Annotated in this window: 23 protein-coding genes; 18 read left to right on the top strand and 5 right to left on the bottom strand. The window is 38.1% G+C overall.

Translation table 11 applies throughout. The annotated features are described in order from the left end of the window. Window positions 1-55: 55 nt before the first annotated feature. A complete protein-coding gene (locus SJY23_RS01990; RefSeq protein WP_396597256.1) occupies window positions 56-2,689 on the bottom strand; it encodes a valine--tRNA ligase in 2,634 nt (877 codons plus the stop codon). 180 nt (window positions 2,690-2,869) lie between these two features. Between SJY23_RS01990 and SJY23_RS01985 the strand changes: the two genes are divergently transcribed. The 3 genes from SJY23_RS01985 (at window position 2,870) to murB (ending at window position 5,600) form a co-directional block, all read left to right on the top strand. Further along, window positions 2,870-3,256, top strand: coding sequence for a DUF1573 domain-containing protein (locus SJY23_RS01985; RefSeq protein ID WP_298347708.1), 387 nt, complete (start codon window positions 2,870-2,872; stop codon window positions 3,254-3,256). Between the two features lie 134 nt (window positions 3,257-3,390). After that, window positions 3,391-4,581, top strand: a complete 1,191-nt coding sequence (locus SJY23_RS01980) for a pyridoxal phosphate-dependent aminotransferase (protein ID WP_038597271.1) — start codon at window positions 3,391-3,393, stop codon at window positions 4,579-4,581. Continuing rightward, complete coding sequence (gene murB, locus SJY23_RS01975) at window positions 4,581-5,600, top strand: UDP-N-acetylmuramate dehydrogenase (protein WP_396597255.1); 1,020 nt, start codon at window positions 4,581-4,583, stop codon at window positions 5,598-5,600. The genes SJY23_RS01980 and murB overlap by 1 nt, the downstream gene beginning before the upstream one ends. A gap of 63 nt (window positions 5,601-5,663) precedes the next feature. Here murB and SJY23_RS01970 read toward each other — a convergent pair whose 3' ends face one another. Beyond that, window positions 5,664-6,176, bottom strand: coding sequence for a fasciclin domain-containing protein (locus SJY23_RS01970; RefSeq protein WP_396597254.1), 513 nt, complete (start codon window positions 6,174-6,176; stop codon window positions 5,664-5,666). Window positions 6,177-6,299: 123 nt separating this feature from the next. Between SJY23_RS01970 and SJY23_RS01965 the strand changes: the two genes are divergently transcribed. The 14 genes from SJY23_RS01965 (at window position 6,300) to SJY23_RS01900 (ending at window position 20,664) form a co-directional block, all read left to right on the top strand. Continuing rightward, window positions 6,300-6,854 carry an RNA polymerase sigma factor gene (locus SJY23_RS01965; RefSeq protein ID WP_396597253.1) on the top strand — a complete coding sequence of 185 codons (555 nt, stop codon included), beginning with the start codon at window positions 6,300-6,302 and terminating at the stop codon, window positions 6,852-6,854. Next, the gene (locus tag SJY23_RS01960; RefSeq protein ID WP_396597252.1) at window positions 6,851-7,618 is read left to right on the top strand and encodes an anti-sigma factor domain-containing protein; all 768 of its coding nucleotides are present in this window, start codon (window positions 6,851-6,853) and stop codon (window positions 7,616-7,618) included. The genes SJY23_RS01965 and SJY23_RS01960 overlap by 4 nt, the downstream gene beginning before the upstream one ends. A gap of 70 nt (window positions 7,619-7,688) precedes the next feature. Continuing rightward, entirely contained in the window at window positions 7,689-7,886 is a 198-nt protein-coding gene (locus tag SJY23_RS01955) for a hypothetical protein (protein ID WP_035335877.1), read from the top strand. A gap of 12 nt (window positions 7,887-7,898) precedes the next feature. Next, window positions 7,899-9,014 (top strand): glycosyltransferase, encoded by a 1,116-nt coding sequence (locus SJY23_RS01950; RefSeq protein WP_396597251.1) that lies wholly within the window; start codon window positions 7,899-7,901, stop codon window positions 9,012-9,014. Further along, entirely contained in the window at window positions 9,005-9,574 is a 570-nt protein-coding gene (locus SJY23_RS01945; RefSeq protein WP_035335879.1) for an RNA polymerase sigma factor, read from the top strand. The genes SJY23_RS01950 and SJY23_RS01945 overlap by 10 nt, the downstream gene beginning before the upstream one ends. Further along, window positions 9,571-10,806, top strand: a complete 1,236-nt coding sequence (locus tag SJY23_RS01940) for an Nramp family divalent metal transporter (protein WP_396597250.1) — start codon at window positions 9,571-9,573, stop codon at window positions 10,804-10,806. Before SJY23_RS01945 ends, SJY23_RS01940 begins: the two co-directional genes overlap by 4 nt. Before the next feature lie 78 nt (window positions 10,807-10,884). Beyond that, a complete protein-coding gene (gene tgt, locus SJY23_RS01935; protein WP_035335881.1) occupies window positions 10,885-12,015 on the top strand; it encodes a tRNA guanosine(34) transglycosylase Tgt in 1,131 nt (376 codons plus the stop codon). Then, window positions 12,016-13,092: an LptF/LptG family permease gene (locus tag SJY23_RS01930; RefSeq protein WP_035335883.1), complete on the top strand. Its 1,077-nt coding sequence runs from the start codon at window positions 12,016-12,018 to the stop codon at window positions 13,090-13,092. Next, window positions 13,079-13,984, top strand: a complete 906-nt coding sequence (locus tag SJY23_RS01925) for a DMT family transporter (RefSeq protein ID WP_396597249.1) — start codon at window positions 13,079-13,081, stop codon at window positions 13,982-13,984. The genes SJY23_RS01930 and SJY23_RS01925 overlap by 14 nt, the downstream gene beginning before the upstream one ends. 80 nt (window positions 13,985-14,064) lie before the next feature. After that, the gene (locus tag SJY23_RS01920) at window positions 14,065-15,018 is read left to right on the top strand and encodes an acetyl-CoA carboxylase carboxyltransferase subunit alpha (RefSeq protein WP_035335887.1); all 954 of its coding nucleotides are present in this window, start codon (window positions 14,065-14,067) and stop codon (window positions 15,016-15,018) included. Between the two features lie 167 nt (window positions 15,019-15,185). Continuing rightward, window positions 15,186-16,742, top strand: coding sequence for a replicative DNA helicase (gene dnaB, locus SJY23_RS01915; RefSeq protein WP_396597248.1), 1,557 nt, complete (start codon window positions 15,186-15,188; stop codon window positions 16,740-16,742). A gap of 288 nt (window positions 16,743-17,030) precedes the next feature. Next, the gene (locus tag SJY23_RS01910; RefSeq protein WP_396597247.1) at window positions 17,031-18,773 is read left to right on the top strand and encodes an alkaline phosphatase D family protein; all 1,743 of its coding nucleotides are present in this window, start codon (window positions 17,031-17,033) and stop codon (window positions 18,771-18,773) included. Between the two features lie 95 nt (window positions 18,774-18,868). Beyond that, window positions 18,869-20,128 (top strand): asparagine synthetase B, encoded by a 1,260-nt coding sequence (locus SJY23_RS01905; RefSeq protein ID WP_396597246.1) that lies wholly within the window; start codon window positions 18,869-18,871, stop codon window positions 20,126-20,128. Between the two features lie 5 nt (window positions 20,129-20,133). Then, on the top strand, window positions 20,134-20,664 hold the full coding sequence (locus SJY23_RS01900; RefSeq protein ID WP_035335893.1) for a hypothetical protein: 531 nt from the start codon (window positions 20,134-20,136) through the stop codon (window positions 20,662-20,664). 89 nt (window positions 20,665-20,753) lie between these two features. Here the strand turns inward: SJY23_RS01900 and SJY23_RS01895 are convergent, their stop codons facing one another. Next, complete coding sequence (locus SJY23_RS01895; RefSeq protein WP_035335895.1) at window positions 20,754-21,290, bottom strand: DUF2911 domain-containing protein; 537 nt, start codon at window positions 21,288-21,290, stop codon at window positions 20,754-20,756. Between the two features lie 257 nt (window positions 21,291-21,547). On the opposite strand from SJY23_RS01895, the gene asnB reads away from it, so the two are divergent. Further along, complete coding sequence (gene asnB / locus SJY23_RS01890; RefSeq protein ID WP_396597245.1) at window positions 21,548-23,215, top strand: asparagine synthase B; 1,668 nt, start codon at window positions 21,548-21,550, stop codon at window positions 23,213-23,215. Window positions 23,216-23,300: 85 nt separating this feature from the next. Here the strand turns inward: asnB and SJY23_RS01885 are convergent, their stop codons facing one another. Both SJY23_RS01885 and SJY23_RS01880 read right to left on the bottom strand, forming a co-directional pair. Continuing rightward, window positions 23,301-24,371 carry an L-dopachrome tautomerase-related protein gene (locus SJY23_RS01885; protein WP_396597244.1) on the bottom strand — a complete coding sequence of 357 codons (1,071 nt, stop codon included), beginning with the start codon at window positions 24,369-24,371 and terminating at the stop codon, window positions 23,301-23,303. 117 nt (window positions 24,372-24,488) lie between these two features. Next, window positions 24,489-25,652 carry an ATP-grasp domain-containing protein gene (locus SJY23_RS01880; RefSeq protein ID WP_396597243.1) on the bottom strand — a complete coding sequence of 388 codons (1,164 nt, stop codon included), beginning with the start codon at window positions 25,650-25,652 and terminating at the stop codon, window positions 24,489-24,491. Between the last annotated feature and the right edge of the window lie 14 nt (window positions 25,653-25,666).

Genomic DNA, 25,666 nt, shown 5'->3' with positions numbered 1-25,666 from the left:
AAAAGGCGTCTAAATAATTTTAGACGCCTTTTTTTATGTGATATATGTAAGTCTATTAAGACAAACTAGCCAGTCGCTTTTCTAGCGCTTCTATTTTTGCTTCGGCATCTGCCATCTTTTGTTTTTCGATAGCGACCACCTTCTCTGGTGCGTTGCTTACAAAACGCTCATTAGATAACTTTTTTGAAACCGACATTAAGAATCCTTTTGTGTATTTAAGTTCTTCCTCAATTTTTGCAACTTCGGCTTCTAAATCAATAGCTCCCGCAAGAGGTATGAAGTACTCATTAGATTTTACTCTAAAAGATAGTGCTCCGTCTAGTGGCGCTTTCGCGAAAGCGATCTCACTCACATTACCTAGTTTTGAGATGATACTATTGTAATCACTAGAAACTTCTTCATTGCTTAGAACGTGTACTTCTATAGCGTCTTTAAAAGCGATGTTTTTACTTTTTCTAATAGTTCGTATACCTGAAATCACTTGTGAGGCATAATCAAAATCTGCAATGATTTTTTCATTTACCGCACCACCTTCTGGCCATTTATTGATAATCAAAGCCTCTTCTGGAGTACGCGTAGCAATCGTCTGCCAGATCTCTTCAGATGCAAATGGAATAAATGGGTGTAGTATGCGTAGGTTATTTTCAAAAGCTGCGATTACCGCATCGTAGGTCTTACGATCTATAGGTTGCTGGTATGCTGGTTTTATAATCTCTAGTAACCACCCGCAGAAGTCGTTCCATACCACTTTGTAACTCGCCATAAGGGCGTCTGAGATACGGTACTTTGAGAAGTGATCTTCTATCTCTAAAAGTGTTTGGTTAAAACGGTTTGTATACCACTCAATACCTTGCGCGCTATGTGCTGGTTGTGGTATAGTCTCATCTATCTCCCATCCTTGTATGAGGCTAAAAGCGCTCAAGTTTTTCTTGATAAATCCTTTTCCTTGTTTAAGAAGATCTTCGTCAAACATAAGGTCGTTACCGGCAGCACTACTTAATAATAGTCCTACACGCACACCATCTGCTCCATATTCTTTAATAAGTTCTAGCGCATCTGGTGAGTTACCTAGTGACTTAGACATCTTGCGACGCTGCTTGTCACGTACTAAACCTGTGAGGTAAACATTTTGGAAAGGTCTTTTGTCTGTGTACTCATATCCCGCTATGATCATACGCGCTACCCAGAAGAATAAAATATCTGGTCCCGTTACAAGATCATTAGTAGGGTAGTAGTAGTTAAACTCCTCGTTATCTGGATTGCGCACTCCGTCAAAAACACTCATAGGCCATAACCAAGAGCTGAACCAAGTGTCCATAGCATCTTCGTCTTGACGTAAATCTTCGGCAGTGAGGGAATCGTTTCCGGTACGCTTTCGCGAAAGCGTAACAGCATCCTCAATAGATTCGGCAACTACAAAATCTTCCTTTCCTTCTCCATAGAAGTAAGCAGGAATTTGCTGTCCCCACCATAGCTGGCGAGAGATGTTCCAGTCACGTATGTTCTCCATCCAGTGACGGTAGGTATTTTCAAACTTCTTAGGAAATAACTTTACATCTCCTGTCTCAAGTACGGCTTTTATGGCAGGCTTTACAAGCTCTTCCATTTTAAGGAACCACTGGTCAGATAGTCTAGGCTCTATTACTGCCTTTGTACGCTCAGATGTTCCTACTTTATTAATGTGGTTTTCTGTCTTTACTAGAGCACCTAGTTCTTCAAGTTCTTTTTTTATAGCCTTACGCACAACAAAACGATCTTGACCTTCATAGTGAAGCCCAAAACTGTTAAGAGAAGCGTCATCATTAAAGATGTCTATTACTTCTAGCTTATGCTTGTCACCAAGCATCTTGTCATTCTCATCGTGTGCTGGTGTTACCTTAAGGCAACCTGTACCAAACTCAAGATCTACATACTCATCTTCTATAATAGGAATCACGCGACCACTTATAGGTACAATGGCTTTCTTTCCTTTAAGATGTGTGAATCGCTCGTCATTTGGGTTAATACAAATCGCTGTATCGCCAAAAATAGTCTCTGGTCTTGTAGTCGCTATTGTTAATAACTCCTCAGATCCTTCTAGTTTATAATTTATGTAATAGAGTAAGCCTTGTCGCTCTTCGTGTATTACCTCCTCGTCAGAGAGTGTTGTTTTTGCTTCTGGATCCCAGTTTACCATACGGTAACCGCGATATATCAATCCTTTATTATAAAGATCTACAAATGTTTTTATAACAGACTCAGACATTGCTGGATCCATAGTAAAGGCTGTGCGCTCCCAGTCGCAAGAGGCTCCTAGTTTTTTAAGTTGGTCAAGTATAACGCCACCATATTCTTCTTTCCATTCCCAGGCGTGGGCAAGAAATTCATCACGTGTAAGGTCAGATTTTTTGATGCCTTGCTCTTTAAGTCTTGCAACTACCTTTGCCTCTGTAGCAATAGATGCGTGGTCTGTACCAGGTACCCAGCACGCATTTTTACCTAGTAATCTTGCACGACGTATTAATACGTCTTGTATCGTGTTGTTAAGCATATGCCCCATATGTAAGACACCTGTCACGTTAGGAGGTGGGATTACAATGGTGTATGGTTCTCTATCATCTGGTGTAGAATGGAAATAATTATGCTCCATCCAGTAGCTGTACCACTTATCTTCTACCTGTGTAGAATCATATTTTGACGCTATGCTCATAGTTTGGTCTGATTATTGTCTTATAGATGGCAAAAGTAGGGATAACAGTAGGATTAATATATAGTCTACGTGCTATTTTTGGTACATATGTACGTTATCGTCACGTGTTAATGTTAATATCATTTTTTGGCAGGCAGGTATTTTGTGACTACATTTGAATTCCCTCAAATATTTAAAATTATGAAAAAGGTACTATTTTTATTTGTCGCTATGCTTCTAGTAGTAAGCGTTCAAGCACAAGAGAAAAGAGCTGAAATCACTTTTGATTCAGAAGTTATAGATTATGGTGAAATAGACTATGGTGCAGACGGTGTGCGTAAGTTTACATTTACAAATACAGGAGATGATGTGCTTATCGTAGCAAGAGTATATTCTACTTGCGGTTGTACAATACCTAAAAAACCTGAAAGTCCTATTCAGCCAGGAGAAAAAGGTGAGATAGAAGTAAAGTATGACACAAAACGAGAAGGGCCGATTAGAAGAACTATAACAATATATTCTAATGCATCTGAGGTTCCACAAAGTCTTAAGATTAAAGGGACAGTAAAGCCAGAGGCTGGAGAGTAACATTACTTTAAACAAAGCAACTAAAGACCGTTTTATAGCGGTCTTTTTTTATGCGCTTTCGCGAAAGCAAAATACCCTCCTTCTAGTTTTAAAAACCACAATAATTTCCTCATTTTTGTATAAAAAAATATTCAATGCCAGCAATATCAAAGAAGGGGCTCGCAATGCCTCAATCGCCTATACGTAAACTCGTACCTTTTGCAGAAGGAGCAAAGGCTAGAGGAATAAAAATTCACCAACTTAACATCGGTCAGCCAGATATCAAGACGCCACAAGTAGCGCTAGATGCTGTAAAGAATAATGATCTTGAAGTTTTAGCATATAGTCACAGTGCAGGATTTCAGTCTTATAGAGATAAGCTAGCTAGCTATTATAGCAACCATGGTATAGATGTCTCGTCTGAAGATATTATCATATCTACCGGAGGATCTGAAGCCTTATTATTTGCAATGGGATCTGTTACAGACCCAGGAGATGAGATTATAATACCAGAGCCTTTTTATGCAAACTACAACGGTTTTGCAACGGCGAGTGGTGTTAAGGTTGTACCTGTAATATCTACACTAGAAGAGGGATTTGCATTGCCTCCTATATCAGATTTTGAGAAGTTAATCTCAGATAAAACAAAGGCTATCGTTATCTGTAACCCGGGTAACCCTACTGGGTATTTATACTCAGAAGATGAGATACGCCAGCTTGCAGAGCTTGTAAAGAAGCACGACCTATTCCTCATTGCAGATGAGGTATATCGTGAGTTTGCTTACGACGGTCATAAGCATCACTCAGTGATGAAGCAGCGTGATATAGATGCTCATACTATTATGATAGACTCTGTATCAAAACGTTTCTCGATGTGTGGCGCTCGTATAGGATGTATCGTAAGTCGCAATAAAGAACTTATGAGCACAGCGATGAAGTTTGCACAAGCACGTTTAAGTCCTCCTACATTTGCACAAATCGCATCTGAGGCGGCATTAGACACACCTCAATCATACTTTGACGATGTAATAGAAGAGTATGTATCAAGAAGAAATACACTTGTAGCAGGACTAGAGGCAATACCTGGAGTAAAAGTGGCAAAGCCTAAAGGTGCTTTTTACTGTATTGCAGAGCTACCTGTAAAAAATGCAGATGCTTTTGCACAATGGTTACTAGAGTCTTTTGACCTTGATGGAAAAACCATTATGGTTGCACCAGCAGCAGGTTTTTACAGCAGTGATAATGTAGGTCTTAATCAAGTGAGAATTGCCTATGTGCTAGAAGAAAACCATCTTAAAGAAGCAGTTACTATTCTAAAAGCTGCTTTAGAACAATACCAAGATTAATGACAGTACAAGAAAACGTATCGCTTAAGGCATACAATACCTTTGGTATAGATGTAAACGCTCGCTTTTTTGCGAGCGTTTCTTCTGTACAGCAATTGCAAGAGTTGCTGGGAGATGCTAGATATCCTGATCCTTTTGTTATAGGCGGAGGGAGCAATATGTTACTCACACAAGATGTAAATAGACTTGTGATACATCTCGATATTAAAGGGATATTACTTATAGATGATTCGTTTTCAAAAAAGGAAGTACTACTCAAAGTTGCTGGTGGCGAAAACTGGCACGAGTTTGTACTCTATTGTGTGGCACATAATCTGGGAGGTGTAGAAAATCTATCGCTTATCCCTGGTAATGTAGGTACATCACCAGTGCAAAATATAGGTGCCTACGGTGTAGAGCTTAAAGATACTTTTTATGAGTGCGAGGCTGTGCATAGAGACACGCAAGAAGTGAGGGTGTTTTCGCTAGAAGACTGTGCTTTTGGCTATCGTGATTCGGTATTTAAAAATGAGCTTAAAGATGCCTACGTCATTACCTCTGTCACCTTTAAACTCACAAAGAGCAATCATAATATAAATACTGACTACGGTGCTATTTTTGACACGCTTAAAGCGAAAGAAATCACAGCACCTACATTAAAAGACGTGTCAGATGCTGTTATAGCCATCAGGCAGTCTAAGCTTCCAGATCCTAAGAAAATAGGGAATAGCGGTTCCTTCTTTAAGAATCCAGTGATCTCACAAGCGCAGTTTACTCAACTTAGAAAAGTGCATACAGAAATTCCTTTTTATCCCATAGGCAATGAGCAAATCAAGGTGCCTGCTGGGTGGCTTATCGAGCAAGCAGGCTTTAAGGGGAAACGTTTTGGCGATGCTGGTATACACGATAGGCAAGCTCTGGTACTCGTAAATCACGGTAATGCTACAGGTCAAGAAGTGTGGGCAGTTGCAATGAAAGTACAAGCGGCAGTAGAGGAGAAGTTTGGGATAAAGATTGTTCCAGAGGTGAATGTGATATAATTACGCTTTCGCGAAAGCGTAAAAAAAGCCCCACTCGCGTGAGGCCTCCAACTAAACTAAACTTTAGTTGCTAGGTGATAGCACTGTGTCTACCACGTGTATGATGCCGTTTTTCCCATTGATATCGGTCTTAGTGAGAAGCGAAGTGTGACCCGTTGTATCTGTGATTACTATTTTATTATCCTTTAAGGTAGCCACGAGTTGCTGGCCATTTACTGTCAGTAATGTAAAACTGCCATTTTCTACATTTATTTTATTTATTATTTCTGTCTCGGTTAGTGATCCGGCTATGACGTGATAAGACAGAATAGATGCGAGCGTTGCTTTGTTTTCTGGGTTGAGAAGGTTTGCTAGTTGTTTGGGAGGTAGTTTATCAAACGCTTCATTAGTAGGGGCAAATATGGTGTATGGTCCATCTTCTTTAAGTGTTGATACAAGCCCTGCAGCTTTTATGGTCGTAATAAATGTTGTGTGATCTTCAGAGAGTAAGATGATGTCTACCACATCTGATTGTGCATAAGTGGATAACGAAAAGAATGAGATTACTGCAATTAAAATTATATTTTTGGGTTTCATAATAATACGTTGTTTGCAGAGTTTATAGTCAAATCTTTTCCTTTTATAATTATACGCATTAACTTGAGGTGCGGGATGGATTTGTATTCTTAAGATTTTGTTAATTCAAGAAAAACTTACTTTTTGAAGACATTTGTCGAAAAACATATTGTAGAACTCCTTAAGTCTGGAGATGAGCGTGCTATAGGGTTGTTATATGATAACTATGCAGATGCTCTGTATGGTGTAGCGATTAAAGTGACTCATGATGAAGAGCTTGCTCAAGACGTATTACAAGAGTCTTTTGTGAAAATCTGGAAAAACGCACATAAGTATGATGCAGACAAAGCGCGTCTATTTACGTGGCTTTTCAGGGTGGTCCAGAATACGGCTATAGACAAAGTGCGTAGCCGTAAAAGAAAAATGAACAAAGAAGTCCAAACAGACGATTCAAACGTATATCATTTACAGTCTACATCACTAGCTATAGAACATATGGATCTTCAAGAACATGCAGATGGGCTTGAAGATAAATATAGGGTTGTTATTGATGCTTTGTTTTTTCAAGGAATGACTCAGCAAGAAGCGAGTGATGAGTTAAATATCCCGTTAGGTACCGTAAAGTCTAGGTTAAAAATAGGCTTACGAGAACTGCGTAAACTGTTTGGAGTATTATTTTTTATGATCAGTGTGTTATGAGTGATAGAGTTTCACAATTTTTAGAGAGCGATTTATTAGAGCGTTACCTTCTAGGAGCTACCTCACCTATAGAATCTCAGGAAGCTGAGCATTTTATAGCTAAGTATCCAGAGGTGGAGCAGACTTATATAGAATTACAAGAAAACCTTGAGAATTATGCGACATCATATGCTGTAAAAGCGCCTGATGAATTGCGTGCTAGTATAGTAAAAGCAACTAAGACTAAGCCTAAACGTGCTTTGCCTATTCTTGCGATTACGGCATGTATGATTGCAGCATTTTTTGGGCTAGTAGCTATTATGATTTACAACCAAAATCAAGAGTTGTTAGAAGATCGAAGGTTTACATCAAATCTACTTGAAAACTTAAATGATGATATTGTTTCAAATAGGGAGATGTTACAGTCTGTAGAGGAGCAATTTATGATTCTCAATAATACTTCAACTCAGAAATATATTTTACAAGGTAATGTGCGTGCACAGCGACTAGAGGCTGTTGCCTACGTCAACGAGCTAGAGCAGCGTTCATACATACACGTTAATTCGTTGCCAGAGCTTCCAGACGAGCAAGTATACCAGATGTGGGCATCTGTAGATGGTACACTTGTACCTCTAGACATCTTAAAAGTCACAAAAGATAATCTGGTTGAGATTCCATATGAAGAACGCATGGCTAGTATTAATATTACCATAGAGCCTAAAGGTGGGAGCAAGGAAGCTACACAAGCAAATGAAGTTGCGACCATAAATTTTGATAATAATTAAGGCTTTTTCCTTCTTTCAAAAAACTTTTACTTGATAATGCCTTTCTGTATCTTTGTGCAAAATAATTGTCATGGAGTTACTATTAATTACACTAGTCCTTCTTGCACTATCTGTAGCGGGTATTGCAATCAAAATTTGGGCAAAAAAAGATGGTAAATTTGCAGGTACCTGTGCTAGTCAAAGTCCTTTTCTTAATAAAAGTGGCGAGGCTTGTGGTATGTGCGGTAAAATGCCCGAAGAAATGGGTGACTGTTCTGTAGAGAAATAAGACCTCTATCTGTTGGAACAAATCTTTACACTACTTTTTTATATATTTATAGGAGTCACGTTTATTAACGTGACTTTTTATGTTTTCTATTGGTTATTCGCTTTCGCGAAAATATCTAATACCAATACAAGTTCGTTTCCTCCAGTTTCGGTAATTATTTGTGCCAAAAACGAGTCGGCAAATCTCCAGAAAAACATTCCAAAAATACTATCTCAAGACTATCCAGAATTTGAAGTTATTTTTATTAATGACGCATCTTCTGATGATACAGAAGATATTATGGAAGCATTTAAACTGGCCAATGTAAATGTACAGCAAGTAAATGTGGTGAATAATGAGACTTTCTGGGGTAATAAAAAATACGCACTCACCCTTGGTATAAAACGAGCACAGCATAAGCACATGTTATTTACAGATGCAGATTGTGTTCCAGCATCAGACCAATGGTTACAGCACATGGCTTCTACTTTTAATGAGGATAAGGCAATAGTGCTAGGTTACGGTGCTTATGAAAAAATTAAAGGGTCTTGGGTCAATAAGCTTATAAGATTTGAAACATTGATGACTGCTTTACAATATTTTAGTTGGGCAAAAGCAGGAAGACCATACATGGGCGTAGGACGCAATTTAGCATATACGTCTGATATTTTTTATGAGCAAAAAGGATTTATTAACCATATTAAAATTCAAAGTGGTGATGATGACCTGTTTGTAAACGAAGCAAGCACACGTAAGAATACTGCTATCCAGTTTTCTCCAGAATCATTCACAATTTCTACTCCTAAGAAGACCTTTGCGAGCTGGATCACTCAGAAGCGTAGACACATAAGCACTGCGGTACATTATAAGTTTTTAGAGAAATCATTGCTAGCCCTTTTTTATATTAGTCAGTGTTTGTTTTTGGTAGGAACGGTTGCTCTTCTTGTGATTCAGTTTAACTGGGAGTGGGTAGCGCTCATTATTGGTGTACGTTATGTATGTGCATGGATTACCGTAGGTTGTAGTGCTGCGCGTTTACAAGAAAAAGATCTCACCTATTTGTACCCTATTTATGAGATAGCGTTAGTATGTGTGCAAATGAGTATCTTTATCTGTAACCTTATCACAAAACCAACACGGTGGAAGTAACCCCCGAAAAAATTATTCTAGAAATATCCCGAGCAAAAGAAGGAAAGCAAAGTGCTTTCAATTTCTTGCTTAATTCATTTTGGAGTGAAGTTTATGGGTTCCAACTTAAGCGTACTAGGAATGCGTATGATGCAGAGGATATAACTATCCAGACTTTTTCAAAGGCATTTTCAAAAATAGATACTTATAAAGAAGAGTATAGGTTTGCCACTTGGCTAATTACCATTTCAAAAAATATACATATTGACATAATTAGAAAAAAAGAGTCTTCTATAAGATCTCATATTTCTGATCGTGACGATGAGCGAATAAAGAAAGTTGCCGACTTAAATCCCTCCCCAGAAGATGTACTTATCAAAGAGCAGAATTTATCTGAATTACTAGCTTATATTAAAACCTTAAAGCCTCATTATCAGGAAATCATTAATTTGCGTTACTTTCAAGAGATGAGCTATAAGGAAATGGCAGAGTATCTTGAAGAGCCTATGAGCAATGTAAAAGTCAAGCTTCTGCGTGCTCGTAGATTGCTCGCAAATGTTATTAAAACAGAAGATAATTGAAAGCCGTACCCTTTAAAAAGTTAGGCCCAGGATTATTATTTGCTGGTGCGGCTATTGGGGTTTCTCACCTTGTACAAAGCACTAGAGCAGGCGCCGATTTTGGTTTTGGTCTATTGTGGGCTTTAATCCTCGTTAACATTATTAAGTATCCCTTCTTTCAATTTGGTCCTAGGTATGCTTCGGCAACGGGCAATAGTTTACTAGTGGGGTATATGAAACTTGGAAAACCTGTTTTATGGGTGTATTTCTTTTTGACACTGGCTACCATGTTTACCATTCAGACAGCAGTTACTATCGTAACTGCGGGAATTGCTGTTCAGCTGTTTGGAATTACTAGTGATGTAGCGATATGGAGTGTTGCTATCACAATGCTCTGTGCGACTATTTTGGCGATAGGTAAATATAGGATACTCGATAAATTAATGAAAGTGATTATTATCACACTTACTATAAGTACGCTGGTGGCTGTCTTTTTTGCTTTTCGCGAAAGCGTAATTAGTCAAGGAATGGGAACTCCGGCAAACTTGCTCCAAATTATACCAACCGAAGGGGCGGCTGTGGCATTTTTGATTGCTTTTATGGGTTGGATGCCAGCGCCACTTGATATTTCGATATGGCACTCACTGTGGACATTAGAAAAAAGAGATACAGGTAAGGATGGAATGCGCAATTCAATTTTTGATTTTAATGTTGGGTATGCTGGCGCGGTTGTGCTGGGTATTTGTTTTATGACCTTAGGGGCATTAGTCATGTTTGGTAGCGGAGAGACATTTTCTTCCAGGGGAGGTGTTTTTGCTGGACAACTTATCAATATGTATACGGCTAGTCTGGGAGACTGGGCAACCTTGCTTATTGGTGTGGCTGCATTTACAACAATGTTTAGCACCACACTTACTACATTAGATGCGTCTCCTAGAGCGCTTGAGGCTACAACCTCATTATTAGGTTTTGGTTTTAAGAAACGAGGATACTTATTTTATTTAATAATCTTAATTCTTGGAACCTGCGGGATACTATTTTTTTTAATAAGCGAGATGGGAGCTCTCGTAAAACTCGCGACAATTTTATCTTTTCTAACTGCTCCATTTTATGCCATTTGTAACTATTTATCATTGAGAGATGAAACCATTCCCGAAGATGCGAGGCTCTCTAAAGGAATGAATTTGCTCAGTATTGTGAGTATAATTGCTTTGTTAGGCTTCAGTATCTGGTATGTTGTTACATTGATTTAAGATGCAGACGCTTTTAAGCCTTAAAATGACACTGTAACTTTCATTTTAAATTGTATCTAAGTTATATCTTTGCCTCTTATGCAATTTGACTTACTTACAACAGATCCTGCATCTCAAGCGAGAGCAGGAAAACTTACTACAGATCACGGTGTCATTGAGACGCCTATTTTTATGCCCGTAGGTACGGTAGCATCTGTAAAGGGTGTTCACCAGCGCGAGCTTAGAGAAGATATTAATCCAGATATTATATTAGGTAATACCTATCATTTGTACTTACGTCCTAAGATGGACATTATGCAGAAGGCAGGTGGACTACATAAGTTCATGAACTGGGACCGACCTATTCTTACAGATAGTGGAGGGTATCAAGTATACTCTCTTTCTAATAGACGTAAGATTAAGGAAGAAGGGGTGCGTTTTAAGTCACACGTTGATGGGTCTATGCACTTATTTACACCTGAAAATGTGATGGAAATACAGCGCCAGATAGGTGCAGATATTATGATGGCATTTGATGAGTGTACACCATATCCATGTGATTACCGTTATGCAAAGAGGTCTATGCATATGACGCATAGATGGTTGGATCGTTGTATTAATCATTTTAATAAAATTCCAGCATTATACGGTCATGAGCAAGCATTATTTCCTATTGTACAGGGAAGTACGTATAAAGATTTAAGAGCACAATCTGCCGAATACATTGCAAATGCAGGGGCTTTTGGGAATGCTATAGGAGGACTCTCTGTAGGAGAACCAGCCGAAGAAATGTATGGAATGACAGAAGTGGTTACTGCTATATTGCCTAAGGATAAGCCTAGATATTTAATGGGAGTAGGTACTCCTATAAATATTTTAGAAAATATTGCGTTAGGTGTAGATATGTTTGACTGTGTGATGCCTACTCGTAATGCTCGTAACGGTATGTTATTTACTGCCCATGGTAGTATAAACATTAAAAACCTCAAGTGGGAAGAAGACTTTTCACCTATAGACGAAATGGGTCTTACTTGGGTAGATACAGAATATAGTAAAGCTTACCTTCGTCACTTGTTTAAATGCCATGAGCTATTGGGAATGCAAATTGCCACTATTCATAATTTAGGATTTTACATGTGGTTAGTACGTGAAGCTCGCAAGCATATTCTTGCAGGAGACTTTGTAACTTGGAAAGAAATGATGGTTAAACAAATGGATAATCGTTTATAATTGAAGATTCTAGATTGGTATATAGTCAAGCGATACATCGGGACATTTGTCACGATGCTTGTGCTATTTATACCTATAGGTATTATTGTAAATCTTGCTGAGAAGATTGATAAAATCTTAGCAAACGAAGCTCCTTTTGGTGAGGTGGCATTGTATTATCTCAATTTTACAATCTACTTTGCAAATCTTCTTTTTCCATTATTTCTGTTTCTGTCGGTAATTTGGTTTACGTCAAAACTGGCAAACAATACGGAAGTTATTGCCTTCTTGAGTAGTGGGGTATCTTTTTCTAGATTTTTAAGGCCCTATTTGATAGGGGCAACTATAGTATGTGCTGGTGCTTTCTTTTTAGGTACTTATCTTGCTCCACGTGCAAACAAGGGATACAATGAGTTCATTTTTGAGTATTTAAAAAAGAACAAAAAAGATCGAGAAACGCAAAACGTTTATAGACAGATTGATACTGGGGATTATATCTATGTAAGCAGTTTTACTCCACGTACAAAGACTGGGCGTAATTTTACATGGGAACATTTTGAAGGCAATAAAATGACTTACAAAATGAGCGCCATACGTATAAGATATAATGAAGAGGATACTACATATACTTTGAATAGCTTTAAGAAGCGAACGATTACAGAAAATGGTGATATACTAGAAAGTAAGGCAAAATTAGATACAGTCTTTAACTTTGATATTGACGATCTCACCCCAGTAGAATACATAGCAGAGACCCTAAGCACACCAGAATTAAGAAAATTTATTGCAAAAGAAAAATCAAGAGGGTCTTCTTATATAAGTCGCTATGAAGTGACTTTACAAAAACGCTATAGCTTACCTGTTGCTGCATATATTCTCACAATTATTGCAGTAGCTGTGAGCGCTATGAAGCGTCGTGGCGGTATGGGTATTAATCTTGCTTTTGGTATTGTGCTTGCGTTTGTTTTTATATTCTTTGATAAAGTTTTTGGAACGCTTGCAGAACAATCGGATTTCCCACCTTTAGTCGCAGTTTGGACACCTAACATACTTTTTGCTATACTCGCAGTATATCTTCTTCGCAATGCAAAACGATAAGCTCAAAGCATACCTCCATTTTCACCTCATAGTATTTATTTGGGGATTTACAGCAGTACTAGGAGCACTCATCACTATTGACGCTGTGCCGTTAGTTTGGTTCAGAATGGGACTGGCAAGCATATTCATATTTGCATACATAAAGATACGTGGGGTCTCTCTCGCGGTATCACGTAAGACATTAATGGGTTTTGCTATTGCAGGATTAGTAATTGCCGTTCATTGGCTTACATTCTTTGGAGCTATTAAAGAGTCTAATGTTTCCATTACACTTGCGATGATGAGTACCGGAGCATTTTTTACAGCTTTGCTAGAGCCTATATTTTATAAACGTAAGGTGATCTGGTATGAGCTCTTATTTGGAGCAATAGTAGTAGGTGCTCTATATGTTATTTTTGAAGTAGAGACAGCATATCAAACGGGAATATTGCTAGCATTGTTTTCTGCCTTTCTATCGGCAGTGTTTACGTTGATTAATGGGAAATTTATAGAAAATCATCATCCTACAAAAATATCTTTTTACGAGTTGCTCATTGGTAGTTTATGTGTGACGGCTTATCTTGTGATCGCTAGAACAGATACGTTCTTTTCTGCTCAGTTTTTTGCTTTGCCCACCATGGATTGGGTATACATTGGTATATTAGCCTCTGTATGTACGGCATACGCATTTATAGCAGCGGTAGCAGTTATGAAACATTTAAGCCCTTATACAATCATGCTTACTATTAATCTTGAACCCGTATATGGAATATTACTAGCTTTTATTGTGCTAGGAGATGCAGAACAAATGAGTTCAGAGTTTTACTATGGCGCGCTTGTTATTCTCGCCGTAGTTATTGCAAATGGAGTGCTTAAGAATAGTAAAAAATTCAAGGCTGTTAAACAAGCTTGAGTCTCTTAAGAAAACCATTATATTTGTAAACTATACCTAACCGAAAGTAAAGCGCCATTGTGCGTCTTAAAACCTTGAGAATGGAATATTTAGATTTCGAATTACCAATCAAAGAGCTTGAAGAGCAACTGGAAAAATGTGCCTTAATAGGGCAGGAGAGTGATGTAGACGTTACCCAGACTTGTAAGCAAATAGAAAAAAAACTAGCCGCTACCAAAAAGGATATTTATAAAAATCTTACCGCATGGCAGCGTGTTCAATTATCAAGACACCCTAATCGTCCTTATACTTTAGATTACATAAATGCTATCTGTGGTGATACTTTTTTAGAGCTTCACGGAGATCGTAATGTAAAAGACGATAAAGCAATGATAGGTGGCCTAGGAAAGATAGGTGATCAATCATTTATGTTCATAGGACAGCAAAAGGGGTACAACACAAAAACTAGACAGTACCGTAACTTCGGTATGGCAAATCCAGAAGGATATCGTAAGGCATTACGCCTCATGAAAAGTGCTGAAAAGTTTGGAGTGCCTGTAGTTTCTATAGTAGATACACCAGGAGCATATCCAGGTCTAGAAGCAGAAGAACGTGGACAAGGGGAAGCAATTGCACGTAACATCCTTGAGATGACACGCCTTAAAGTGCCTATTATTGTAATGATTATAGGAGAAGGAGCAAGTGGTGGAGCCTTAGGTATAGGTGTAGGTAATAAAGTATTGATGCTTGAGAATACTTGGTACTCTGTAATCTCACCAGAGTCATGCTCTTCAATTTTATGGAGAAGCTGGGAGTATAAAGAGCAAGCAGCAGAGGCTTTAAAGCTTACTGCAACAGATATGAAAAAGCAAAAGCTCATAGACGAAATAATAAAAGAACCATTAGGCGGAGCACATGCAAACCGCCCAGAGACTTTTCTTACTGTAAAGGAGTCTATTTTAAAAGCTTTTGACGAATTTAAGAACTTATCACCAACAGAACTGGTGGAACAAAGGATGAATAAATATTCAGAAATGGGAGTCTTCAAAGGCTAACAAGACCTTTTTCACTTGATGCCATAATCCGCGCTTTTTCAGTGCGGATTTTTTTACCCTTATTAACAATATTTTCTAGTTGTTAACAGTTCAATTGTTAATGACCTGTGAGTACTACGCTTTCGCGAAAGCGTCTCTCGCATAACTATTTATTTACTTTCGTAGCTATGGAACAAACGAAGCCGAAGCCAGCATATAATACTTCTAAAGGTCAAGTAATTAGCCTTGAAAAAGGTAAAATACCACCACAAGCACTTGATCTTGAGGTTGTTGTGCTTGGTGCGCTTATGATTGATAAGAAGGGTGTTGATGAGGTGATTGATATCTTATCACCAGAGGTATTCTATAAGGAGCAGCACAAACATATATTTGAAGCGATAAGAGTTCTCTTTGAAGAAGGCCAGCCTGTCGACTTATTAACTGTTTCTGAGCAACTTAAGAAAATGGGTAAGCTAGTTGAAGCTGGAGGTGATTATTACCTTATTCAACTTACGCAAAAAGTAGCATCTTCTGCTCACATCGAGTATCACGCTCGTATCATTTTACAGAAGTTTATACAGCGCTCTCTCATTAAAATCTCAAACGAAATTATTGAAGAGGCGTATGATGAGACCACAGATGTTTTTGATCTTCTAGATACTGCAGAGACAAAGTTATATGAGGTAACACAGGGAAATGTAAAACGTAGTTCTGAGAGCGCTCAGAACCTTGTTATACAAGCAAAAAAGCGAATTGAAGAGATAGCAAACCAAGAGGGATTATCTGGTATTCCTACTGGTTTTCATAAAGTAGATGAACTTACTTCTGGCTGGCAACCGTCAGATTTAATTATTGTTGCTGCTCGTCCAGGTATGGGTAAAACGGCGATGACGCTTACCATGGCGCGTAACATGGCAGTAGATCAGAATGTACCCGTTGCTTTCTTTTCTCTGGAGATGTCTTCTGTACAGCTTATTACACGTTTGATTTCTTCAGAAACTGGTTTGTCATCAGAGAAGCTGCGTACAGGTAAATTAGAAAAACACGAGTGGGAACAACTCAATGTAAAAGTAAAGAGTCTCGAGAAAGCGCCTTTATTTATAGATGATACACCATCGCTGTCTATTTTTGACTTACGAGCAAAGGCAAGACGTCTAGCATCGCAGTTTGGTATTAAAATAATAATGATTGATTACCTCCAGCTTATGACGGGAGGATCTGCAAATAAAGGAGGAGGTAACCGTGAACAAGAGATATCGATGATTTCTCGTAACCTTAAGGCACTAGCAAAGGAGCTTAGTGTTCCTGTAATTGCACTATCCCAGCTATCGCGTGCGGTGGAAACTCGTGGAGGTAGTAAAAGACCTTTACTTTCTGACCTTCGTGAATCTGGAGCGATCGAGCAGGATGCAGATATTGTATCTTTTATTTACCGTCCAGAATATTACAAAATTGAAGAATGGGATGATGATGAGCGTAGCCCAACCGAGGGACAAGGAGAGTTTATTGTTGCAAAACACCGTAATGGTGGATTAGATAACATACGTCTCAAATTTATTGGACATCTCGGTAAGTTTGACAACTTAGATGACTTCTCGACACCTTATGAGTTTGCGAGTAGCATGAATGCCGCTGCAAATGATGATTCCTTTAATCCTAATGCACTACCTAGTGCAGATGATGCCTTTGGAGGACCACCACCAGGACTTCCAAGTGAAGAAGAAGATGATGGAGTTCCTTTTTAACATATAGAATACATACAGAAAAAGCCTCAATAGCAATACTATTGAGGCTTTTTTTATTGTCCTGATATCATTTTCTCCTCGAAATGATCATTCCTGTTAGTTATGATTTAGGCGGTCTTTGTCAAGACAAACCTGTAGCTAATGTTTACAGAATTACACCATTAGGTGCTGTATTCTAATGAAAAAATAACATACCACTTGGTTTCATAAAGCTACTTTAACTTTAGAATAACTCAGACTTTAAGGATGAACTTTAATTATGTGTCACAAAATCAAACACATATTTTTATGAGTAATCCATCTAATAAAAGGAGACTTTTTCTACGTAATACATTGCTGGCTACTGGCGGTATAATATTGATTCCTAACTTTATAAGCTGTTCTAATGATGATGATTTAGCGTTAGATAATGCTATCATACCAGAAAACCTTACCACTTCAAATTTTGAACTTGGCGTAGCGAGTTTTGACCCTACGAGTAATCAAGTCATTATCTGGACACATTATACTACAGAAGCAAGTCAAGCAACGATTACATATGAATTGAGTACGGATGTAAATTTTAATACTATTGTAAGAAGTGGCGAGGTAATTACAGATAGTAGCCGTGACTTTACAGTTAGTGTTGAGGTACAAGATCTGGAGGCAGGTCAAAAATTATATTATCGCTTTGCAAATCTAGAAGACAACACTATTTCTGTAATAGGAGAGACTATTACTTTGCCATCGAGCGGCCTTGACGCAGTATCTATGGGAGTGGTTTCTTGTGCAAACTATGCTGCTGGACTTTTTAATGTATATGATGCAATAGGAAATTCTGATGTGGATATTATAGTTCACTTAGGGGATTATATTTACGAGTACGGAGAGAATCAATATGGAACAAATGAAAATACGGTTGCATTAGGTAGAGTCCCTGAGCCTAATTATGAAATCGTAAGTCTTGATGATTATCGCAAGAGATATCGTCAATATCGCAGTGATGCAGGACTACAACTAGCGCATCAAAAAAAACCGTTTATTGCCGTATGGGATGATCACGAAATTACAAATGACACTTATCAAGATGGAGCTCAAAATCATCAAGATGACGAAGGTGATTTTGAAACTCGTAAGCAGGCAGCCCTCCAAGCGTATAGCGAGTATTTACCAGCAATGACAAATGATGTAAACATCATTTATAGAAGTTTTAAAATAGGAGATCTTGCAGATTTAATTATGCTTGATACTCGATTAGTAGGTCGTGATAAGCAACTAGATTTTAATAACTACTTTGGGAGTACTGGTAGTTTTGATTTTACTGCATTTGGCGAAGATCTAGTAGATCCTAACCGTAGTATGTTAGGCGTACAACAAAAGAGCTGGTTCCAGAGTGCCCTAGCAAATAGTTCTTCAAAGTATCAAGTGATAGGGCAGCAGGTGCTTATGGGAAAAATGTTTATACCAGCAGAGCTTATCATTACAATAGGAACTATTTTAGGAGAAATAGGAGCAACAGGATCGGTGTCTGCCGGAACTACGGCTTTCTTTCAAGCGCAGCTTACCGAGCTGGTAGAGCTCAAACTACGTGTACAAGCAAATGATCCAACGCTTACTGCCCAAGAGATAGGGCGAGTGTCTAATACAATTCCTTACAATCTTGACGCTTGGGATGGATACTTAGTAGAACGAGAAGAGTTAATGAGTAGCTTTGTAGGGAAAGATGTGGTTGTTCTTGCGGGCGATACACATAATGCGTGGTATAATGATCTTACACTTCAAGATGGAACTGCTGTGGGTAAGGAGCTTGCAACAGCTTCTGTTAGTTCGCCAGGATTTGAAGGTATTTTAGGAGGTGATGCAGCTACAATTACAGGGTTCCAACAAGCAATGACCATTCTTATAGATGGACTTAATTACTTTAATGCAACAGAGCGTGGCTATCTTAAAGTAACTTTAAGTGGTTCTGGAGTGCAGTCTGATTGGATTTTTATTGATACGATTGCTTCTTCAAACTATACGACGCATACAGGTCACTCTGAGAGTTTCTAGTGAAACAGAAGTAAATCAATGATTAGAACCCTTATTCTTACATAAGGGTTTTTTTTGTGCACGATTTTTGTAATTTCAACGTTATAAAATTGACAATGAAGAAACTACTTATATTATCCTTTTTGATAATGAATTTCGCTTTCGCGAAAGCGTCATATATCCTCATTCCTATGGATGTAGAGTCACAAAGGGAGCATCTTAAAGCTTATGGAATCACGTACTGGTCACTTGATAAAAACCAAAAAGTAAAATGGTTGCTTAACTATAGAGGCGGCTCTTTCTTGCTGCCAGATACCGAAGAGGTACGCCGCGAGTGTACCATACGTGGTGTCTCTTATGAAGTATTATCAGACGGACAAACGGAGCAAATTCTAACAGAAATAGCAAGTCCATCTCAGAATATGGAAGCAATTGTATTAGAAAAAGCACCAAAAATTGCTGTTTACACACCAGACAGTAAGGTGCCTTGGGATGATGCCGTAACCATGGTGCTTACCTATGCAGAGATACCTTATACTACGATTTACGATACAGAAGTACTGAGTGATCAACTTATTTTATATGACTGGTTGCACTTGCATCACGAGGATTTTACTGGGCAGTTTGGAAAATTTTATGGTTCTTATCGTGCCTCGCCTTGGTACATAGAAGAGAAAAAAGCTGCCGAAGCACTTGCGGCCCAATTAGGTTACAATAAGGTCTCAAAGGAAAAAGGAGATGTAGCTCTGAAGATACGTGACTATGTTGTGGGTGGAGGTTTTATGTTTGCCATGTGTAGTGCAACAGATAGCTTTGATATTGCCCTCTCTGCCGAGGGAGTAGATATTTGCGAACCAATGTTTGACGGAGATCCTAGCGAACCAGGATATACTTCAAAAATAGATTTTCAAAAAACATTTGCTTTTAAAAATTATACGCTAGAACGTTCTCCTACTACCTATGAGTTTTCGTCTATTGATATGACACGCAAGCGTAAGATTCCTTTTCAAACAGACTATTTTACCTTAAAAGATTATAGTGCAAAATGGGATCCTATCCCTACGATGCTTTGTCAAAATCATACGGCACTTGTAAAAGGGTTTATGGGACAGACTACGAGTTATGATCCTGAGACTATAAAATCTAATGTGCTAGTCATGGGAGAAAATCTCACAAATGGTGAAGCGAGATACATTCACGGGATTAAAGGAAAAGGATTTTTTACCTTTTATGGAGGGCACGATCCAGAAGATTATCAGCATAGAGTAGGTGATCCTAAGACAGAGTTAGAACTACATCCTAACTCACCTGGTTATCGTTTGATTTTAAATAACGTACTGTTTCCAGCAGCACGCAAGAAGAAACAAAAAACCTAATAGCATTGAGTAGAGTATTAATCATATTATTTGCAATAGCCTTAGTGTCTGTCTCTGATGCTCCAGAAAGACTTGCTTGGAATAGTAACCGAGTATTGCAATGGTCAGATTTTAAAGGAACACCAGATTCGCTAGAGAGATGGGCAGCTAGTTCAAGTACGGGGATTAGTCAAGGATATGCAGCAGATGGTGATGGGTACATAGACAAAGAAAGTCTAACAGTTACTGCTCATTTCTATCCAGAGTATTCATGGGTGCGACACCAAGAAAAGAGTAAGCATCTCCTAGCTCATGAGCAAACACATTTTAATATTACTGAGGTATATGCCCGTAAACTTAAAGATAAAGTAGCCGCGTTTGCATTTACATCAAATAGTCTTGAAGAAATAAAAATGCTTTATAAAGAAGTAGAGGAGGAGCGCATTGCTACCCAGCAATTATTTGATAAAGAAACAAACCACTCTATCGATCATATGAAAGAAGTACAGTGGGAACTTAAAGTAGCTAGGTGGCTCGATGGTAATTTTGAAGAATAGTGCACTAAATACCCATTCTAACACATAAAAAAAACTGGATTCTCAAGAATGAGAATCCAGTTTTCTGTTTTTTAGCCTAAGGCCTATGTTTAGTTATAGAAAGGTACTTCTACGCGAGCATTACCCCACGCCATGTGAAGGTGAGCTCCTTGATCTACAGGTAAGAATTCCATCCCAAAATACTCAATAGACTCATCTGCTTGTGTTACTGGTACCGTGATACGAGCTACATCATTTGCTTCTTTGTAAAAGTAAGATCCCCATACATTGAGATCAGAGCTTAAAATAATGGTCCACTCGGCTCCATTAGGCATTGCATACATTGTGTACGTTCCTGCTTTTACTGGAGTAGTACCTAATTTCATATCCTTGTAAAGTGTAATCTCTGCTGCTTCATTTGCACCTAATCTCCATACTTTTCCGTCTGGAGCAAGTTTAGAAAGCTCACGCTCCTTAAGTTGAGGGCGGCTATATGTTACTTTTACTTGTTTATTTGATTCCTTGTAATTAGATGGAAAAGCCGCTTGATCCATTGGGCTTTTGTCTACTTTAAAATCTTGTGCAGTTACAGATGGTGCAGCAACAAACGCTAGTGCAACCATAGCAGTCATAAAAAACTTTTTCATAATAGTAATTGTGTTTAAGAGTTAATTAGTCTTGAAATACCTCTCAAGGCTTCTTCAAAGTTATGTTGTAAGTCTTACAAAAGTGCTAAAACTTTCAAAATGTTTTAGAAGTACGCTTTCGCGAAAGCGTATACCTTCATATTAATACGTTTAATTGATATTTAGTTATAATATGTAACTGTATGTTGTATAAACGTTTTATTAAATGAAGTATAATCGCATATTTGACTTATCAATAACAATAAATATTTAAAATCATGTGTGGAATTGTATGCGCCTTTGATCTCAAGGAGAAAGCCGAAGATTTACGCCCCCAATTATTAGAAATGTCAAAAAAAATTCGCCATAGAGGGCCGGATTGGAATGGCGTGTTTAATAATGATAAAGCGATCATGACACATGAACGTCTGTCTATAGTAGATCCAGCTTCTGGAAAACAACCATTATTTTCAAAAGATAAGAGTCTAGTACTTGCGGCAAATGGCGAGATATATAATCATAAAGAATTGCGTGAGACTATAACAGGTGATTATGAGTTTCAAACAGCATCAGACTGTGAGATCATACTAGCACTTTATAAAGAATACGGTCACGACTTTTGCGATAAACTTAATGGGATTTTTGGATTTGCGCTATATGACGTAGCAAAAGATGAATATTTTGTGGCCCGTGATCACATGGGAATTATTCCGCTATACATGGGATGGGATCAGCATGGGACTTTTTATGTGGCTTCTGAGTTGAAGGCACTAGAAGGTGTTTGCTCTAAGATAGAATTATTTCCTCCAGGACATTACTACTCTAGTGTAACAGGAGAGCTCACACGCTGGTATTCTCGCGAGTGGATGGAATTTGATAACGTAAAAGATAACGAGTCAAGTATAGAAGAGTTGCACGATGCACTAGCGGCATCTATAAAACGCCAACTTATGAGTGATGTGCCTTATGGGGTATTGCTTTCTGGAGGTTTAGATTCTTCAATCACCAGTGCAGTTGCAAAGCTATATGCAGAAAAGCGTATAGAATCTGGTGATGAGCAAGCTGCATGGTGGCCACAGTTACATTCTTTTAGTATAGGACTCAAAGGTTCTCCAGATCTTGCAGCTGCTCAGGTAGTTGCAGATCATATAGGGACAGTACATCATCCTATTGAGTTTACGATACAAGAAGGACTAGATGCTATACGTGATGTAATCTACCATCTAGAAACGTATGATATCACCACGATAAGAGCGAGTACGCCTATGTACTTAATGGCACGTGTGATTAAATCTATGGGAGTAAAAATGGTACTCTCTGGAGAAGGGGCAGATGAGATTTTTGGAGGATATCTATATTTTCATAAGGCGCCTAATGCCAAAGAGTTTCATGAGGAAACCGTGCGTAAACTAGATAAGTTACACATGTATGACTGTCTACGGGCAAATAAATCACTTGCAGCCTGGGGAATAGAAGGACGTGTTCCTTTCTTAGATAAAGAATTTATGGATGTCGCTATGCGTCTTAACCCTCAAGATAAAATGATTACTAAGGAGCGTAAGATGGAAAAATGGATCTTGCGTAAAGCCTTTGAAAAGTATTTACCTGAAAGCGTAGCCTGGAGACAGAAAGAGCAGTTCTCAGACGGTGTAGGTTACTCATGGATTGATAGTCTTAAGGACATAGTAGATGAAGCCGTGAGTGCAACTCAAATGGAAAATGCACATCATAGATTCCCTATACATACGCCTCAAAATAAAGAAGAGTTTTACTACCGTACTATTTTTGAAGAGCACTTCCCAAGTGATGCTGCAGCACGCTGTGTGCCTTCTGTGCCAAGTGTAGCTTGTAGTACACCTACAGCACTAGAATGGGATGAAGCTTTTAAAAACATGAATGATCCATCAGGTAGAGCTGTTGCTTTTGTACATGATGATGCTTATTAAGAATATGTAAATTGTTAAATAGAAAAACCGCTTTATCTTAAAGGATAAAGCGGTTTTTTAATACCTGAAGTTAAAAGGCTTTTATTTAATCAATACTCACTTTATTGATAGTAAATTTCATATCTCCTAGAGGACCTGTAATTTCATTTATTCTAGAGTTGGTGTAATATAAATCGCCTTTGTAAATACTAAAGGTATCTGCCCAGCGTACTTGGTCACCTTCAATAAGTGTAGAAACTTCTTTAGTGTTAGCATCCATTTTCATCACCTTGTTATTCTCTAAGTCGGCGAAGTATAGGTTACCAGCATCATCAAGTATCATCCCATCTGGTGCGCTTGTTTTTTTAACTAGCGATACGCTATTTTCTATTTCTTCTTGTGTGCCTTTAATAAGTGTTGCCGTTGGGATAGCGTATAAGTTATAACCGCTCAGTGCGTGGTAATATAAAATGTCATTATTTACATCTAATGCAATACCATCAGAATGTACTGTGTTCTCCCAAGTACTGCCATCAGGAAAAGTAAGTTGGCTTACTTCAGCTAGTGTTGAGGTGTGTTCATTTAAAACTCTTTTAGATGCTCCAGACTCAAGGTCTAAAACTACAAGTCCTGCATGTCCAGAGTCTGTAAAGTAAGCTTTGTTGTTTTTTGCGTCTATACGCACATCGTTTATGTATGAGTCTTTATGAATGCTAGTTTCATCAATAGTGTAAGTGCGTTTTAATGAGTTTGTAGTTAAGTCAAATACAAAGATTTTTGGGTTGTCAATCACACCACCAAATAATGGATTACGTGTATCCACTACATATAAGTCATTATTGAAAGCGACTACAGATTGTACCGCTTCAAAAAGCGAATCATTAACTTCTTTTCCATCTTCCCATGTATTCCACTGTTCGTTAGGGAATGCAGCTGACTCATTATTTTCTAATACTTCAACTACAGAGTTTTCTACACCTTTTCTCCATCTTGGAAAATTAGCAAATATTCTACCTTCATTACTTACCGTAACACCTGTTACCTGTTGTCCTGTAAAGGTAGCTACTTCAGTAATTACTGGGCTTTCTTGAGTTTTTTGTACTTCTTTTGTTTCTGTAGTGTTCTTGCAGCTTATAATAGAAAATACAACAAGCAGCGATAGTATTGTTTTATTCATAATATGAGTTTTATAATATATGGTACTTCTTAGAGGCTGTAAAGATAGTACGGCGATTTACGCCCAGCGAATAGAAAGTGTTAGTCTTATTATAAAATTCAAGCAACGCTATTGAGATTATATAGTAACGTATTCCTTTAAATCAGAAGTTAAGATATCTGTGAGTTCGCGCTCATTACCAGAGCTCGTCTCTGTAAAAATAAATCCAAATACAGGATAGCTATGTATATCCAGAGGTCTTACTAGTACTGGTTTTTCAAACTTTGTAGCTATCTTTTTGTAGTCAAAACTTTTGATGCTTTCGGCAGGGATACCCGTACTATTGTCTAGTATAATTATGCTAAAGACTTTATCCTCCTTGCCTTTAAATATGTGGTCCCAGTTAGGTTTTTTGCTTTCGCGAAAGCATACATAAGAATTAAAATCTAAGGTAACACCAAGTGAGTCACCCGTAGTACAAAATCCACCAAAACGCAGTGGATTAATCTCAATAGGAGTGATTTTTCCAGAAGCATGGATGCGTATCTCTGCATGCGCAGGAAAATTCTTGAGTTGTAATTCTTGTCCTAATGCACTTAAGAATTCATGTATGGCAGCACTATGTGTGGTGATAGTATCTTTTGAGGTGCAATAAACGCGATCGCTAGTATCTTTGCCAGAAGAGAATAGGTGGTGTAAAATGTTTAAAATTACAACCTCACCATTTGCATTGTGATAGTAATCTATAGCAAATTCTTCTCCTTGAATAAATTCTTCAATAATAAAATATGTGGTGTCCAGCACATTTTTAGGAAAGATGCTTTTGAGCTTCTCTGGGTGTAATTCCTTCTTTGCCTGTTTCCAATCATGTTGATCGTGGATGATATGAACTCCTATGCTGAAAAAGCCAACACTAGGTTTAATAACAAAGGGGAATTTTAATGTTTCGACATCTAGAAGATGGACATCAGTTAGAGAAAGCTTTTGAAAATAAAAGTCTGGAAACAAGCTTTTAGTAAGCTCTCTAAATTGGACTTTGTCTTTTAAAATATTTATTTGACGAGCAAGTGTGCTATCTCCTAGGTGCTCTTCTATCCATACCAGCGCGTTTTCTGAGTTTGAATATAATGCTGTTTCTGGATTATCGTTATAGATAGCTACCGCATCCTGCTCCTCTATCCAGTTGAGCGTGTCATCTTGAATAATGGACTTTGCAATTGGAGTGGCAATAATGGGGTAGTTATTTTCTTTTATAGTTGCAATAAGAAAATCTGAAGCAAAGGGCTTGTCTATTAAAAACATGATGATGATTATGA

This window comes from Dokdonia sp. R86516, from assembly GCF_044596715.1.
Taxonomy (GTDB): Bacteria; Bacteroidota; Bacteroidia; order Flavobacteriales; family Flavobacteriaceae; genus Dokdonia.
This window is presented reverse-complemented; position numbering and strand designations above follow the sequence as displayed.

What these genes read in the sequence shown, in the direction of transcription:
- SJY23_RS01990 (WP_396597256.1), bottom strand. Translation starts at nt 2,689, where the DNA reads ATGAGCATAGCGTCAAAATATGATTCTACACAGGTAGAAGATAAGTGG.
- SJY23_RS01985 (WP_298347708.1), top strand. Translation starts at nt 2,870, where the DNA reads ATGAAAAAGGTACTATTTTTATTTGTCGCTATGCTTCTAGTAGTAAGC.
- SJY23_RS01980 (WP_038597271.1), top strand. Translation starts at nt 3,391, where the DNA reads ATGCCAGCAATATCAAAGAAGGGGCTCGCAATGCCTCAATCGCCTATA.
- murB (WP_396597255.1), top strand. Translation starts at nt 4,581, where the DNA reads ATGACAGTACAAGAAAACGTATCGCTTAAGGCATACAATACCTTTGGT.
- SJY23_RS01970 (WP_396597254.1), bottom strand. Translation starts at nt 6,176, where the DNA reads ATGAAACCCAAAAATATAATTTTAATTGCAGTAATCTCATTCTTTTCG.
- SJY23_RS01960 (WP_396597252.1), top strand. Translation starts at nt 6,851, where the DNA reads ATGAGTGATAGAGTTTCACAATTTTTAGAGAGCGATTTATTAGAGCGT.
- SJY23_RS01955 (WP_035335877.1), top strand. Translation starts at nt 7,689, where the DNA reads ATGGAGTTACTATTAATTACACTAGTCCTTCTTGCACTATCTGTAGCG.
- tgt (WP_035335881.1), top strand. Translation starts at nt 10,885, where the DNA reads ATGCAATTTGACTTACTTACAACAGATCCTGCATCTCAAGCGAGAGCA.
- SJY23_RS01925 (WP_396597249.1), top strand. Translation starts at nt 13,079, where the DNA reads ATGCAAAACGATAAGCTCAAAGCATACCTCCATTTTCACCTCATAGTA.
- SJY23_RS01920 (WP_035335887.1), top strand. Translation starts at nt 14,065, where the DNA reads ATGGAATATTTAGATTTCGAATTACCAATCAAAGAGCTTGAAGAGCAA.
- dnaB (WP_396597248.1), top strand. Translation starts at nt 15,186, where the DNA reads ATGGAACAAACGAAGCCGAAGCCAGCATATAATACTTCTAAAGGTCAA.
- SJY23_RS01910 (WP_396597247.1), top strand. Translation starts at nt 17,031, where the DNA reads ATGAGTAATCCATCTAATAAAAGGAGACTTTTTCTACGTAATACATTG.
- SJY23_RS01905 (WP_396597246.1), top strand. Translation starts at nt 18,869, where the DNA reads ATGAAGAAACTACTTATATTATCCTTTTTGATAATGAATTTCGCTTTC.
- SJY23_RS01895 (WP_035335895.1), bottom strand. Translation starts at nt 21,290, where the DNA reads ATGAAAAAGTTTTTTATGACTGCTATGGTTGCACTAGCGTTTGTTGCT.
- asnB (WP_396597245.1), top strand. Translation starts at nt 21,548, where the DNA reads ATGTGTGGAATTGTATGCGCCTTTGATCTCAAGGAGAAAGCCGAAGAT.
- SJY23_RS01885 (WP_396597244.1), bottom strand. Translation starts at nt 24,371, where the DNA reads ATGAATAAAACAATACTATCGCTGCTTGTTGTATTTTCTATTATAAGC.
- SJY23_RS01880 (WP_396597243.1), bottom strand. Translation starts at nt 25,652, where the DNA reads ATGTTTTTAATAGACAAGCCCTTTGCTTCAGATTTTCTTATTGCAACT.